The organism is Pseudomonas sp. GD04058, assembly GCF_029836855.1.
In the GTDB taxonomy this organism is placed as follows: domain Bacteria; phylum Pseudomonadota; class Gammaproteobacteria; order Pseudomonadales; family Pseudomonadaceae; genus Aquipseudomonas; species Aquipseudomonas bharatica.
On sequence record NZ_JAOECN010000011.1, the window covers coordinates 122,129 to 137,374 of the forward strand.

The 15,246-nt window shown below is 63.2% G+C and carries 8 protein-coding genes; 2 read left to right on the forward strand and 6 right to left on the reverse strand.

The annotated features are described in order from the left end of the window. Positions 1 to 194 precede the first annotated feature (194 nt). Positions 195 to 800, reverse strand: coding sequence for a tRNA isopentenyl-2-thiomethyl-A-37 hydroxylase MiaE (gene miaE / locus N7650_RS12375; protein WP_279898439.1), 606 nt, complete (start codon positions 798 to 800; stop codon positions 195 to 197). 154 nt (positions 801 to 954) lie between these two features. Here miaE and N7650_RS12380 point away from each other — a divergent pair, with 154 nt between their 5' ends. Next, a complete protein-coding gene (locus N7650_RS12380) occupies positions 955 to 1,818 on the forward strand; it encodes a universal stress protein (RefSeq protein ID WP_279898441.1) in 864 nt (287 codons plus the stop codon). Between the two features lie 42 nt (positions 1,819 to 1,860). Here N7650_RS12380 and N7650_RS12385 read toward each other — a convergent pair whose 3' ends face one another. The 3 genes from N7650_RS12385 to N7650_RS12395 all read right to left on the reverse strand — a co-directional run bounded on the left by N7650_RS12385 (position 1,861) and on the right by N7650_RS12395 (position 8,149). After that, positions 1,861 to 4,668, reverse strand: a complete 2,808-nt coding sequence (locus tag N7650_RS12385) for an RHS repeat-associated core domain-containing protein (protein WP_279898443.1) — start codon at positions 4,666 to 4,668, stop codon at positions 1,861 to 1,863. Between the two features lie 39 nt (positions 4,669 to 4,707). After that, entirely contained in the window at positions 4,708 to 7,542 is a 2,835-nt protein-coding gene (locus N7650_RS12390) for an RHS repeat-associated core domain-containing protein (RefSeq protein ID WP_279898445.1), read from the reverse strand. A 139-nt stretch (positions 7,543 to 7,681) separates the two neighbouring features. Then, positions 7,682 to 8,149, reverse strand: a complete 468-nt coding sequence (locus N7650_RS12395) for a DUF1289 domain-containing protein (protein ID WP_009394521.1) — start codon at positions 8,147 to 8,149, stop codon at positions 7,682 to 7,684. Positions 8,150 to 8,553: 404 nt separating this feature from the next. Between N7650_RS12395 and acnB the strand changes: the two genes are divergently transcribed. Beyond that, positions 8,554 to 11,154 carry a bifunctional aconitate hydratase 2/2-methylisocitrate dehydratase gene (acnB, locus tag N7650_RS12400; protein WP_009394520.1) on the forward strand — a complete coding sequence of 867 codons (2,601 nt, stop codon included), beginning with the start codon at positions 8,554 to 8,556 and terminating at the stop codon, positions 11,152 to 11,154. Between the two features lie 204 nt (positions 11,155 to 11,358). Here the strand turns inward: acnB and prpF are convergent, their stop codons facing one another. Next, positions 11,359 to 12,549: a 2-methylaconitate cis-trans isomerase PrpF gene (gene prpF / locus N7650_RS12405; protein ID WP_279898446.1), complete on the reverse strand. Its 1,191-nt coding sequence runs from the start codon at positions 12,547 to 12,549 to the stop codon at positions 11,359 to 11,361. A gap of 110 nt (positions 12,550 to 12,659) precedes the next feature. After that, positions 12,660 to 15,245, reverse strand: coding sequence for a Fe/S-dependent 2-methylisocitrate dehydratase AcnD (gene acnD / locus N7650_RS12410; protein WP_279898447.1), 2,586 nt, complete (start codon positions 15,243 to 15,245; stop codon positions 12,660 to 12,662). Position 15,246: the final 1 nt, after the last annotated feature.

Genomic DNA, 15,246 nt, shown 5'->3' on the forward strand with positions numbered 1-15,246 from the left:
TAGCTTGCTTTGTATTTTGCCGATGAAAGGCTGACTAAAAAGGTCAGGATCAGGCGGGAGATCGACACGAACCCTGTGGGAGCTGCGGTTCGGCGCTCCGACTTGCCAGCGATTTGGCCCTGTCTGGCAACTTTTTGTCAGTGCCGGCCTCATTGCTGGCAAGCCAGCTCCCACAGGGTCCGCGTCAGTTCAAATCAAGCGGGCACGCCGCTATGGAAACGGAATTCCTCGTCCGGCGAGAGAATCAGCTCCATTTCCACCTCGCGCACCTTGTCTACGGTGCGCTGGATATCCTCGGCATCGCCATAGCGCAGCGCCAGCTTCAGATACCCCTGATAGTGCCGCGCCTCGCTCTTGAGCAACCCGTGGTAGAACTTGCCCAATTCCTCGTCCAGGTGCGGCACCAGTGCGGTGAAGCGCTCGCAGCTGCGCGCCTCGATAAAGGCGCCGATCACCAGCGTGTCCACCAGCTTGGCCGGCTCGTGGGCCCGGGCCACGCGGCGCAACCCCGAGGCGTAGCGGCCGGCAGAGACCGGGCGCAGGGGAACCCCGCGACGCTTCATCAGGCGCAGCACCTGCTCGTGATGGACCAGTTCCTCGCGGGCCAGCCGCGACATCATGTTGATCAGGTCGATATGCGCGTTGTACTTGGCGATCAGGCTGAGGGCAGTGCTGGCGGCCTTGAACTCGCAGTTCTTGTGGTCGATCAGCATGGTTTCCTGGTCGGCCAGCGCCGCTTGCACCCAGGCGTCAGGGGTGGGGCAACCGAGGAAGGCTTCGATTTCGGGGATGGGTTCCATGATTCACAGGCGGCAGGTAGACGGCAGGGCCGGCGATTATACCGGCACTGCCAGCGATCACCAGTGATCCGCGGTTGATATGCATCAAGCTGCGCTGCGGCGAACGCCGACTATAGTCAGGCATTGGTTGTCACTTCCCTGGGAGTTCCCGCTCATGCAAGCCGTCCGCAGCATCCTGGTAGTCCTCGATCCCGAGCACGCCCATAGCCGCGCCCTGACCCGGGCCAAACTCATCGCCACGGCCACCGGCGCCCGCCTGCACCTGCTGATGTGCGACCGCAAGCACGACCACAGCGCCCTGCTCAGCCTGCTGTGCAGCCAATTGCATGACGACGGCTATGACAACGTCACCTTCGAGCAGGCCTGGCACGACACCCTGCACGAATCGATCATCGATGTGCAGCAGGCCGAGGGCTGCGAACTGGTGATCAAGGAACATCGCCCCGACAACCCGCTGAAGAAGGCCCTGCTCACCCCGTCGGACTGGAAACTGCTGCGCCTGTGCCCGGCGGCGGTGCTGATGGTCAAGACCGAGCGGCCATGGACCGGCGGGGTGATCCTGGCAGCCGTGGATGTCGGCAACCACGACCAGGACCACCGCGTCCTGCACGGCGACATCATCGACCACGGCTACGCCATCGCCGGGCTGGCCAAGGGCCAACTGCACGTGATCGCCGCCCATCCGTCGCCGATGCTATCGGCGGCCGATCCGGTCTACCAGTTGAAGGAAACCATCGAGCAGCGCTATCGCGAGGAATGCGCGGCGTTCCAGGCCGAGTTCGATATCGCCGACGAGCGCCTGCATGTGGCCGAAGGGCCGGCGGATGTGCTGATCCCCCATACCGCGCACAAGCTGGATGCCGTGGTGACGGTGATCGGCACCGTGGCACGCACCGGGATCACCGGGGCGCTGATCGGCAATACCGCGGAAGTGGTGCTGGATTCACTGGAGAGCGATGTGCTGGTGCTGAAGACGGCCGAGGTGGCGGCGCATTTGAACGAGCTGGCGCAGGGCTGACGCATGCATTGCGGACCGGACAAGCGTCCGGCCCGCGTTTTCTCATCGCCGGGCTGCGATCGCACTCGCGGCGTAGGCGATGCTGTCGGCGTTCCTCGAAGCAATCCGGGCGCGCAGTTGCGGGTTGGCACTGAATCTGCTGACACCCTCGGACAAGGTCATCATCTTCATACTGCCGTTTGCGTTGTAGAACATAGTGGTATCGATGAAACCGATCATGGAGATTCCTTCAAATACGGCCAGGTCTTCAAGCATTTGCCTGCCGTCGCTGACGTCATGCTCCGTCATCCTGCCCTCATTGACGACAGCATTCGAGTAATCGCGGGGATCAAGCACGGGCATATAGAAATGGTCGACCGTACCGGCTCCCGTTACTCCCAGGCTCGGTATCCATTTCAGATGGGAAAGCTCATGGATGATGCTAATGGCACGATCCGAACCCGACCGACAGGAACTGAAGAAGAAATCATCCAGAAATATCCGCCCCTCCACATCGCCGTTCAAAACCCCTGCGACACTCGTTGGATTGTTCGAGAACATCCTATGAAATTTCCCATAACCTGCGGCAGGCGACCGATAAAGCGGAGCAAGTCGTGCGGTTTCTTCCCAGGTCCTAAGCACTTCAGGCGTTTCCAGCCTGTATCCCGGCCCGAACCAGAGCTGCATTTCATCGGCGGGCAATGGCTCTGGCCGGATAGCCTTGGCCATTACTTCATCCGCCTCCACCACTGCATCGATGACCTGATGCCGCTCCAATGATGAAAACTGCGCCAGGCCATTAGCCAGCACTGGCCAAGGCGCAGCCACCGACGCGGGTCCGGTTGCCTGTGGAACCTGCTTCATCAACCCCTGCGCATCGAAAAAGCTCACCGGATTGTTTCCCACCATCGCATACGAATTCAGCCCGTCCACCGTCCCCGCCGGGTCCGCGCTCAGCCAGCGACCGACCCAAGGCTGGTAATAGCGATAACCGAAATAGCACAGCCCACTGGCATCCCGTTCCTTGCCCGAGTAGCGCAGGGTCTTGTAGCCCGCTTCCACGGCATTGCGCGCCGCCCAGACAGATGTGCCACCGTACGGGTAGTACTCTTCCCGACTGATCAGCGCGCCGTGGCCGTCCAGTTCGAGCCCGCAACTGCCGGTAAGGGTGGTGTAGCTGTAGCGCAACTGGTCGTTGTCGATTCCTTCCGGCTTGCCGCTTTGCCAGTGCAGAAGGCGGGCCCGGGTACCCTCGGCGTCGGCCGGATGGATGACGTGCAGATCCTCGGTCAGCGTTTCGCCCCGGCCGGTGGTCCTGAGCTCCAGGCCGGGCAGATACAGCACCCGCCGGGCACTGTGTGGCGCACACTTGAGCACTCGCTGGCTGCTGGCATCGTAGCGATAGTGCTCCTGATCCGCACCGACGCTGCGCAGTTCTGCCCGCAGCGTCCAGCGCAGTGCCTGGCCCGGTTGCAGGCAGCGCTGGGCTCCGGCGGCGCTGAACAGCGCCTCTACCTCCTGCGGGTTGCCGGCAAGACTGGCCAACAGCGCACGGTTGCTGCGCTCGCTAACGGTGATCTCGACGCTATGGCTGCTGGCCGCAGCGGGCGACGCGTGCCTAATCTGCGAGAGGTTGCCGCCGCGATCGTATTGGTAGCTGCGGGTGTAGTGGGTATAGGTGCCCTCGTCCAGAAGGACAGGTGCAATCCACGGTCGTCCTCCCTCCCAGCGCACCGTAGCCATCTCCCGGCCACTGGCCTCGACCAGCCGGTATAGGCTGTCATAGCGATACAGGCTCTCCGGCAACACCCTCTGGTTGCGCCAGAAACGCGGACTCTCGGCCTCATCGGCGATACGCAGCAAATTGCCGACCGGGTCGTATTCGTAGTGCAGGTCCTGCAGCAACGCGGCGCCCAGCGGGTGTCCGGCGGGGCGCTCGATGCGCATGGCCAGCAAGCGCAGGGTCTGGGCTTCATAGCGGTAATCGACGCGCACGCCGTTGCCATGGGTTTCATGGAGCAGGTTGCCGACCGCGTCGTAGTCCAGGGCTTCGGCAACCGTGACTTGCTCACCGCCCTTCACCGCCAACCAACGACTGCGCACCTGGCCAGCCAAGTCATAGACGAGGCCCTGGGCATGACCCGCGGCATCGGTACGGACCAGCGGCGCGCCGAGCGCATCGACGCGGGCAAGGCTGGTGTAAGCGGGCTCACCCGGCAGCGTGGCGTCCTGCCAGTCGACTTCGCTGTCGACATTATCGGCATCCTCGAGCAGAAGGCGGCCGACCGAAAGTGGCACACCGGCAAGCGCCATGCTTTCGATCACCTGCACGCCCGCCGGATCGAAATGCCGTACGCACAGGCCGGCCAGATTCCGCGCCTGTTCAGCCGGGGTGGCCGTGGCGTAGACGAAACGCTCGACGATCCGCGCATCGGCAGCGACGGCCTGCTCGGTGATGGTCAGCGGGCGAGCGCGCAGGTCAGGCTCCTCGTAGCACCAGGTGCGGGTGACCGCTTCGGCGAAATCCTCGCTGTCGTCTTCGCATAGGCGAATATGGCTGGTCTGCCAGGCAGGCCGACGGGCGGCGTCGTTCAAGACCAGCGACAGCCCGGAATCGAGGCTGCGGGTACACAAAGCCTGCCCGGCCAAGTCAGTGTGCCAGGCGACATTCCATAGCCCCTGCGCATGCAGGCGCGGATCGGCACTGCACAGGGCGAATCCGCGGGGGTCGTGTCGATGTCGGGTCACCAGGCTGGCGATCTGCGGCTCATCGGGATGGCGCAGGTAGGCGATGTCGCGGACCTTGAGTCCACGGGCATCGAAGGCTTGCAGTGTCGGCGTGTGCCGGTGGGTGGCGGGGGCAGTGTTCATCGTCGATCATCCTCGGTCTGAAACCAGCGCTGATCCCTGTCATGAATGCCTCTCGCCTGGAGGCCTGGGCAAGCAGAGCGCGATGGCTGCCACTGCCCAGGCAAGGCTATCGGCGTTCCTTGCTGCTACCGTCGCGCGTAATTGCGAGTTAGTGTTGAAGGCATCGATGGCGTCAGCCACTTTCATTTCGTGCCTCGATAACGAATCCGTATAAGTCATGCTTTCTTCGCTGATGCTATGTATGAACCACTGGTTGAACCGGGCAATTTCCAGCATCAGATGGATCGGTCTCGCCACCCGGGAAAGGGTCAGATTTCCCTTTTCAACGATATGGATCGAATCGCTCACCGGATTCCGATGATCCAGATAGAAGAAATCGAGCGCAGAGGCCCCTGTGCCGGGGATTCCCGACACGCGCCCAAGGTGGGCCAGCTCATGAATAAGCGTCACCGATTGCCTCAGGCTAGTTACTGATGGATGAAAGAACCGATCGCTCAGCCGTATCAGACCCTCGGCATCATCGTGGTGAACCGAAGCCAATACATAGGGATCACCCTGCGGGACCCTCAGAAACTTTTGATATCCGCGAAACGGCGAGGAATATTCGGCAAATAATGTTGCCGTCCTTTTCCAACTGTTCAGGATAGCGGGGGCAATCGGCAGATAATCCGGCCCGAAGAAAGCGCTCATTGTCGACTCTGGAAGCGTCGCTTGGCGGAGGACAAAACCCAACATTGCGTGCGAAACCGGACAGGCTTTCCTGACCTGCGCCTGTTCATGCGGGTGGAGCATCCGTGGCCCCAGAGCCCCTGTGTCAACAGGCGCACCCTGCGGCGCCTGCATCATCAGCCCCTGCCCATCCCGATATCCCAGCGGGTTGTTGGCAACCATCCTGAACAGGTTCAAGCCGTCCACTACCCCGGCCGGGTCCACACTCAACCAGCGTCCACCCCACGGTTGGTAATACCGATAACCGTAGTAATACAACCCGGTCAGGTCCCGTTCCTTGCCGGAATAACGAATGACCTTGATGTCCGTTTCCGCTGCATGCGCCTTCCAGAGTGCCGTGCCGCCATAGGGGTAGTATTCCTCCTGGCTGACGATCCGCCCCTCTCCGTCCAGTTCCAGCAGACTGCTGCCGATGAGGTCGCCATAGCTGTAACGCAAGGCATCGTTGGCGATTTCCGCCGGTTTGCCGCTGGCCCAGTGCAGCAGCCTGACTTCCGTGCGCCCGGCCGGGACAGAGCGCACAACCTCCAGGCATTGCGTTTCCACCCCGGCCACCCAGACGCCGCGCAACTCCAGCCCAGGCAGGTACACCACCCGCTGCAGTCGGTCTCCCTGGACAGTCACCTTGAGGACACGCTGGCTGTCGGCGTCGTAGCGATAACCTTCATGATCCTCGCCATTGCCAATCCATGCCTTGCGCAATTCCCCCCGGGCAGTCCAGGACAACGCTTGCCCGGGCTGCAGCAGACGTTGCTGCCCGCCCGGGGTGAACAGCGCCTCCACCTGCGCCGGATCACTGGCCAGGGCGTTGGGTACGCCCCGGCAACTGCGCTCGCTCAGGGTATGCTCAAGGGTGTAGTTATTGCCGGCAAGCGGCGAGCTGTGGCGGATGCAGAGCAGATTGCCGCCAGCGTCGTAACGGTAGCTTCGCGAATAGTTGGTGTAGGTGGCATCGTCGACCACTGGTACCGCCGGTTGCCGCGAGGCGTTGGCCATTTCACGTCCGCTGGCACCGACCAACTGGTAGAGGCTGTCGTAAGCACAGGTGGTTCTGGCTGCGACCCGCTGATTGCGCCAATACCCATCCTGCTCGGCATGGTTGGTGACCTGCAGCAGGTTGCCTGCAGGGTCGTATTCCTGCTCCAGGTCCAGCAGCACGCCGGCACCGGCAGCGTGTCCGGTCGGCCGGGCCACGCGGATCCGCGACAGACGCTGCGTTTGCTCTTCATATCCGTAGCTCACCTGCACGCCATTGCCGTGCACTTCCTGTAATATCTGGCCGGCCGCGGAATGGACCTGGGAGTCCAGGACAATCCGTTCGCCAGCATCCCTGCCAGTCAACCAGCACCTCTTCACCAGGCCCGAGACATCGTAGGCGGTACGCTGGCTATTGCCGGCGGCATCGGTGGTGGTGAGCACGGAGCCCATGGCATCCAGGGTGGTCAGGGTGCTGAACCTGTCCGATTCGACTTCCAGACGCCCATGCCACTCATCATCCTGCCAATCGGGAAGGGTGTCCGGATCAGCGGCTGCGTCCAACAGCCGTCGGCCAACAAGCAGCGGCACGCCGGACAGCCCCACGCTTGCCACGGTGGACAGTCCGGCCGGGTCGTAATGGCGAACACACTGCCCGGCAAGGTTCAGAGCCTTGTTCGCCGGGATAGGGGCGGCATAGACGAAGCGCTCGACCACCCGTGGGGGCTCGTCCGTGCCCTGCTCGCTGATCGCCAACGGACGTCCCGGCAAGCTGGTGTCCTCATACTGCCAAGCACGGGTCACGACTTGGGCATGCTCGTCGTCGCCGTTATCGGTGATGCGGACATTGCTCCAGCCCAGGCATTGCCGGCCGGCTGAATCATTCAGACAGATAGCGCTGCCGGCATCGGCACTGCGGGTGTACAGCGCCCGCCCGGACAGATCGGCGGCATAGGTGAAATTGGCCCGACCGACCTCGTATAGCCGCGGGTCGGCGCTGTACGCAAGGAATCCACCTAGGCCATAACGATGCCGCGTGATCCGCGTCGTGGTTGCCTCGAGGTTATCCGGATGCCGATGGATGGCGATCTCGCGAACGATCAGCCCGCGACTATCGAAGGCCTTTAGTTTCGGGGTATGGCGGTGCAGCGCAGCAGCGGGGTTGCCCATCGGTGATGCCCATCGTTCAAGAGTGGATATGAAGCGTCAGTCGTGGACTGCACGCGACCAACCATTCCTGATACATGGTTAAGGTATAGAGCACCGGCTGACACCTCGGCCAATCCGGGATTCACAGGGCGACGAACTGTCAACCCAGGGCATCCTTGAGAAACCCCGGCGCGATATAACGCTGGTAATGGGCTTCGGACAGCAAAAAGAACTCGGTATCGATGGCATCGCGCAGTTCCGGCAGTTCCCAGTCGCGAAACTCCGGCAGCAGCACCAGGCCGTAGGCTTCCAGCTCGCGGATCACCCGCGCACCGCGGGCGATCAGCTGGTAGGCCCAGCAATATTCCGACTGGTGGGCCACGTAGCGGATCTTGCGCTGCTCCAGTTGCTGGCGCAGGCGCTCGACGTCGAACACTTCCAGCTTAGCGGTCATCACCTGCACCAGCAGTTGTTCCAGGCGCAGCCAGACGGCACGCTTTTCGTCGTCGTTGTAGCCGTTCCAGTGGATCACTTCATGGTGGAAACGCTTGCAGCCACGGCACACCGTATCCCCGTAAACCGTGGAGCAGAGGCCGACGCAAGGCGTCTTGATGGACTGATTGGACATGGGCGGATCGACGGCATGGCAGTGAAACAGGCGGCCATGTTAGCCCTTTGTCTAACGAGGGTCACTCGTTAAAGTCTTCGCCCTCGCCTTACCTTTATCCGCAAATTGCCGTAGAATCACACCGCCTTTTTAGGCACCAATGTCCGTTAGAAGCTGTTTTCAAAGCGTCACGAGCACAGTCATCCGGTAGAACGGCGTTGGTTCGGAGGATTCACCACTGAATGTTCCGGGCCAGCCCTCATCAGCCTTCCGTTCTACAGGCGTAAAACTTTGAAAGCAGCTTCTGTAAGGATTTCCTGCAACTCTGGCTACGCGGCTCAAAACGCCGTATTTGCGCATGAGTGCGGATTTTCTGGATGAGCGTCCCGGACACCCATTTGGGACCACTGATGAGGGTAATAACTGTGCTTGAAGCCTACCGCAAACATATCGAAGAGCGCGCAGCTCTGGGTATCGTTCCCCAGCCGCTTAACGCCGAACAAACCGCAGGCCTGGTCGAGCTGCTGAAAAACCCGCCGGCCGGCGAAGAAGCCTTCCTCGTAGACCTGATTACCCACCGCGTTCCGCCAGGAGTCGACGAAGCCGCCTACGTCAAGGCCGCTTTCCTCTCCGCCCTCGCCAAGAGCGAAGCCAAATCCCCCCTGATCGACCGCAAGCGTGCCACCGAGCTGCTGGGCACCATGCAGGGCGGCTACAACATCGCCACCCTGGTCGAGCTGCTGGACGACGCCGAATTGGGCGCCGTCGCCGCCGAACAGCTGAAAAACACCCTGCTGATGTTCGACGCCTTCCACGACGTGGCTGAAAAAGCCAAGTCGGGCAACGTCCACGCCAAGGCCGTCCTCGAGTCCTGGGCTGCCGGCGAGTGGTTCACCTCGCGTCCGGCCATCGCCGAGAAGTACACCCTGACCGTGTTCAAGGTGCCTGGCGAAACCAACACCGACGACCTGTCCCCTGCCCCGGACGCCTGGTCGCGCCCTGACATCCCGCTGCACGCCCTGGCCATGCTGAAGATGGCCCGCGACGGCATCGAGCCTTCGCAGCCAGGTTCGGTCGGCCCGCTGGCCCAGATCGAAGCGGTCAAGGCCAAGGGCTTCCCGGTTGCCTACGTCGGTGACGTGGTCGGTACCGGTTCTTCCCGTAAATCCGCAACCAACTCGGTGCTGTGGTTCTTCGGCGACGACATCCCGTACGTGCCGAACAAGCGCGCCGGTGGTTTCTGCTTCGGCACCAAGATCGCCCCGATCTTCTACAACACCATGGAAGACGCCGGCGCCCTGCCGATCGAATTCGACTGCACCAACCTGGCCATGGGCGACGTCATCGACGTCTATCCGTTCAAGGGCGAAGTCCGCCGCCACGGCAGCGACGAGCTGGTCACCACCTTCGAGCTGAAGACCGAGGTCCTGCTGGACGAAGTCCGCGCTGGCGGCCGTATTCCGCTGATCGTCGGCCGCGGCCTGACCGAGAAGGCCCGTGCCGAACTGGGCCTGGGCGCTTCCGACCTGTTCAAGAAGCCCGAGCAGCCTGCCGACACCGGCAAGGGCTACACCCTGGCACAGAAGATGGTCGGCCGGGCATGCGGCGTAGCCGGCGTGCGTCCGGGCACCTACTGCGAACCGAAGATGACCACCGTCGGTTCCCAGGACACCACTGGCCCGATGACCCGCGACGAACTGAAGGACCTGGCCTGCCTGGGCTTCTCCGCCGACCTGGTCATGCAGTCGTTCTGCCACACCGCGGCCTATCCGAAGCCGATCGACGTCACCACCCACCACACCCTGCCGGACTTTATCCGTACCCGCGGCGGCGTGTCCCTGCGTCCGGGCGACGGCATCATCCACAGCTGGCTGAACCGCATGCTGATGCCTGACACCGTCGGCACCGGTGGCGACTCGCACACCCGCTTCCCGATCGGCATCTCGTTCCCGGCCGGTTCCGGCCTGGTAGCCTTCGCCGCCGCCACCGGCGTCATGCCGCTGGACATGCCGGAGTCGATCCTGGTTCGCTTCAAGGGCAAGCTGCAACCTGGCATTACCCTGCGTGACCTGGTCCATGCCATCCCTTACTACGCGATCAAGCAAGGCCTGCTGACCGTCGAGAAGAAAGGCAAGAAGAACGCCTTCTCCGGCCGCATCCTGGAGATCGAAGGCCTGAACGACCTGACCGTCGAGCAAGCGTTCGAACTGTCCGACGCCTCGGCCGAGCGCTCCGCTGCAGGTTGCACCATCAAGCTGCCGGAAAAGGCCATCGCCGAGTACCTGCAGTCCAACATCACCCTGCTGCGCTGGATGATCGGCGAAGGCTACGGCGATGCCCGTACCCTGGAGCGCCGCGCCCAGGCGATGGAAGCCTGGCTGGCCAACCCGGAGCTGCTGTCCGCCGATGCCGACGCCGAATACGCCGAGATCATCGAAATCGACCTGGCCGACGTCAAGGAGCCTGTGCTCTGCGCGCCGAACGACCCGGACGACGCCCGTCTGCTCTCGACCGTACAGGGCGAGAAGATCGACGAAGTGTTCATCGGTTCGTGCATGACCAACATCGGTCACTTCCGCGCTGCCGGAAAGCTGCTGGAAAAGGTCAAGGGCGGCATTCCGACCCGTCTGTGGCTGGCTCCGCCAACCAAGATGGACGCTCACCAGCTGACCGAGGAAGGCTACTACGGCATCTACGGCAAGGCTGGCGCGCGCATGGAGATGCCGGGCTGCTCGCTGTGCATGGGTAACCAGGCTCGCGTACAGACCGGTTCGACCGTGGTTTCCACCTCGACCCGTAACTTCCCGAACCGTCTGGGCGACGCTACCAACGTGTACCTGGCTTCGGCCGAGCTGGCCGCGGTCGCTTCGATCCTCGGCAAGCTGCCGACCGTCGAGGAGTACATGGAGTACGCGAAGAACATCGACAGCATGGCTGCCGACGTTTACCGCTACCTGAGCTTCGACCAGATCGCCGAGTTCCGCGACGCGGCTGCGAACGCCAAGATCCCGGCTGTTCAGGTCTAAAGCAGGTCCCGCGTGAATGAAAAAGCCCCGTCAGTCTGACGGGGCTTTTTCGTTTCCGAGGGCCTCATCGCTGGCAAGCCAGCTCCCACCGGATTGGGAGCTGGCTTGCCAGCGATGAGGTCCGAAAGAACACCACAAGATCAGAAACAAAAAAGCGGTGCCCGCCTCACGACGACCACCGCTTCTCCAGCAGAAGAAAGTGCCTTAGAACGAATCCCCCGGCACCCTCACCCACCCTTCCATCAACACCCGCGCACTGCGGCTCATGATCGCCTTGGTCACGCTCCATTCGCCGTTCACCTGCTGCGCCTGGGCGCCAACCCGCAGGGTCCCGGACGGGTGCCCGAAACGCACTGCCTCGCGCTCGCCACCGCCGGCCGCCAGGTTTACCAGGGTTCCCGGAATCGCCGCTGCCGTGCCGATGGCCACCGCCGCCGTACCCATCATCGCGTGGTGCAGCTTGCCCATGGACAGCGCCCGCACCAGCAGGTCGATCTCGCTGGCCAGCACCTGCTTGCCACTGGACGACAGGTAATCCGCCGGTGGCGCCACGAAGGCTACCTTCGGCGTGTGCTGGCGTCCTGCCGCTTCATCGATGTGCTTGATCAGCCCCATACGCACTGCGCCATGGGCACGGATGGCCTCGAAACGGGCCAGCGCCGCAGCATCGCCGTTGATGGCGTCCTGCAGCTCGGTGCCGGTGTAGCCAATGGCCCGGGCGTTGGCGAAGATGGTCGGAATGCCAGCGTTGATCAGGGTCACTTCGAGGGTGCCGACACCCGGCACTTCAAGCTGATCCACCAGGTTGCCGGTGGGGAACATGGAACCGCCCGCACCGTCCTCGTCAGCGGCCGGATCGAGGAACTCCAGCTGTACCTCGGCCGCCGGGAAGGTCACGCCATCCAGCTCGAAATCGCCGGTTTCCTGAACTTCGCCATTGGTGATCGGCACATGGGCAATGATGGTCTTGCCGATATTGGCCTGCCAGATGCGCACGGTGGCGATGCCGTTATCGGGAATGCGGCTGGCGTCCACCAGGCCGCTGCTGATGGCGAAGGAACCCACCGCGGCCGAGAGGTTGCCGCAGTTGCCGCTCCAGTCGACGAAGGCCTTGTCGATGGAGACCTGGCCGAACAGGTAATCCACATCGTGCCCAGGCTTGATGCTGCGGGACAGGATCACCGTCTTGCTGGTGCTGGAAGTGGCCCCGCCCATGCCGTCGATCTGCTTGCCGTAGGGATCGGGGCTGCCGATTACCCGCAACAGCAGGGCATCGCGGGCGGCGCCGGGGAGTTGTGCGGCTTCGGGCAGGTCCTCGAGATTGAAGAACACACCCTTGCTGGTACCGCCGCGGATGTAGGTGGCGGGGATCTTGATTTGTGGTATGTGCGGCATGAAAAGGTCCTGTCAGTTCAATTGGTGAAACCCCAATCGCTGGCAAGCCAGCTCCCACAGGGGTGGGAGCTGGCTTGCCAGCGATGAGGCCCTAACGGGCCTCGCCGATATCAGGCAGTGCCTTCCAGGAAGTCCTGGGCAAACCGCTGCAATACCCCGCCCGCCTCGTAGATCGATACCTCTTCCGCTGTGTCCAGGCGGCAGGTCACCGGCACCTCGAGGCGCTCGCCATTACGGCGGGTGATGACCAGCGTCAGGGTCGCCCGCGGCGTGCGCTGGCCAACCACGTCGTAAAGCTCGCTGCCATCCAGCTCAAGGGTCTTGCGGTTCACGCCCGGCTTGAACTCCAGCGGCAACACGCCCATGCCCACCAGGTTGGTGCGGTGAATACGCTCGAAGCCCTCGGCGACGATCGCTTCGACACCCGCCAGGCGCACGCCCTTGGCCGCCCAGTCCCGCGACGAACCCTGGCCGTAGTCGGCACCGGCGACGATGATCAACGGCTGCTTGCGCTCCATGTAGGTTTCGATGGCTTCCCACATGCGCGTGACCTTGCCTTCCGGCTCGATCCGCGCCAGCGAACCCTGCTTGACCTTGCCGTTTTCCTGGACCATCTCGTTGAACAGTTTCGGGTTGGCGAAGGTCGCACGCTGGGCGGTCAGATGGTCGCCACGGTGGGTGGCGTAGGAGTTGAAGTCCTCTTCCGGCAGGCCCATTTTCGCCAGGTACTCACCGGCGGCACTGTCGAGCATGATGGCGTTGGACGGCGACAGGTGGTCGGTGGTGATGTTGTCCGGCAGCACCGCCAACGCACGCATGCCCTTGAGGGTGCGCTCGCCTGCCAGCGCGCCTTCCCAGTACGGCGGGCGGCGGATATAGGTGCTCATCGGGCGCCATTCATACAGCGGCGCCACTTTCGGCCCCTTGTCTTCCTCGATGGCGAACATCGGGATATAGACCTGGCGGAATTGCTCCGGCTTCACCGAAGCGCGGACCACGGCGTCGATTTCCTCGTCGCTCGGCCAGATGTCCTTGAGGCGGATCTCCTTGCCATCGACCACGCCCAGCACATCCTTTTCGATATCGAAGCGGATGGTCCCGGCGATGGCATAGGCCACCACCAGCGGCGGCGAAGCGAGGAACGCCTGCTTGGCGTAAGGGTGGATGCGCCCGTCGAAGTTGCGGTTGCCGGACAGCACGGCAGTGGCATACAGGTCGCGATCGATGATTTCCTGCTGGATCTGTGGATCCAGAGCGCCAGACATACCGTTGCAAGTGGTGCAGGCGAAAGCCACCACGCCAAAGCCCAGTTGCTCCAGCTCGTCGGTCAGGCCGGCCTCGTCGAGGTACAGGGCCACGGTTTTCGAGCCCGGTGCCAGCGACGACTTGACCCACGGCTTGCGTGCCAGGCCCAGCTTGTTGGCATTGCGCGCCAGCAGGCCGGCAGCGATCACGTTGCGCGGGTTGCTGGTGTTGGTGCAACTGGTAATGGCGGCGATGATCACCGCACCGTCCGGCATCTGCCCCGGGACCTCTTCCCAGGCGCCGGCAATGCCCTTGGCCGCCAGGTCGCTGGTGGCCACCCGGGCATGCGGGTTGGACGGGCCGGCCATGTTGCGCACGACGCTGGACAGGTCGAAACGCAGCACGCGCTCGTACTCGGCATTGACCAGGCTGTCGGCCCACAGGCCTGCTTCTTTCGCGTAGGTTTCCACCAGCTTGACCTGCTGCTCGTCGCGACCGGTCAGGCGCAGGTAGTCGATGGTCTGCCCGTCGATGGCGAACATCGCGGCGGTGGCCCCGTACTCCGGGGCCATGTTGGAGATGGTGGCGCGGTCGCCGAGGGTCAGGGCGCGGGCGCCTTCACCGTGGAATTCCAGGTAGGCGCCGACCACTTTTTCCTTGCGCAGGAATTCGGTCAGGGCCAGCACCACGTCGGTGGCGGTGATGCCCGGCTGCGGCTTGCCGGACAGCTCGACGCCGACGATTTCCGGCAGGCGCATCCAGGAGGCGCGGCCAAGCATGACGTTCTCGGCTTCCAGGCCACCAACACCGATGGCGATCACGCCCAGGGCATCGACATGCGGGGTGTGGCTGTCGGTGCCGACGCAGGTGTCGGGATAGGCCACGCCGCGCTCGGCATGGATCACCGGGGACATCTTCTCCAGGTTGATCTGGTGCATGATGCCGTTGCCCGGCTGGATCACATCGACGTTCTTGAAGGCTTTCTTGGTCCAGTTGATGAAGTGGAAACGGTCTTCGTTGCGACGGTCCTCGATGGCGCGGTTCTTCTCGAACGCCTGCGGGTCGTAGCCACCGCATTCCACGGCCAGGGAATGGTCGACGATCAACTGGACCGGCACCACCGGATTGACCTGGGCCGGGTCGCCGCCCTTGTCGGCGATGGCGTCGCGCAGGCCGGCGAGGTCGACCAGGGCGGTCTGGCCAAGGATGTCATGGCAGACCACGCGGGCCGGGAACCAGGGGAAATCGAGGTCGCGCTTGCGCTCGATCAGTTGGCCGAGGGACGCATTGAGGGTCGCCGGATCGCAGCGCCGCACCAGGTTCTCGGCCAGGACGCGGGAGGTATACGGCAGGCGGTCGTAGGCGCCCGGCGCGATCGCATCGACCGCCGCGCGGGCATCGAAATAGTCCAGGCCGGTGCCTGGCAGGGACTTGCGGAATTCGGTGTTCATT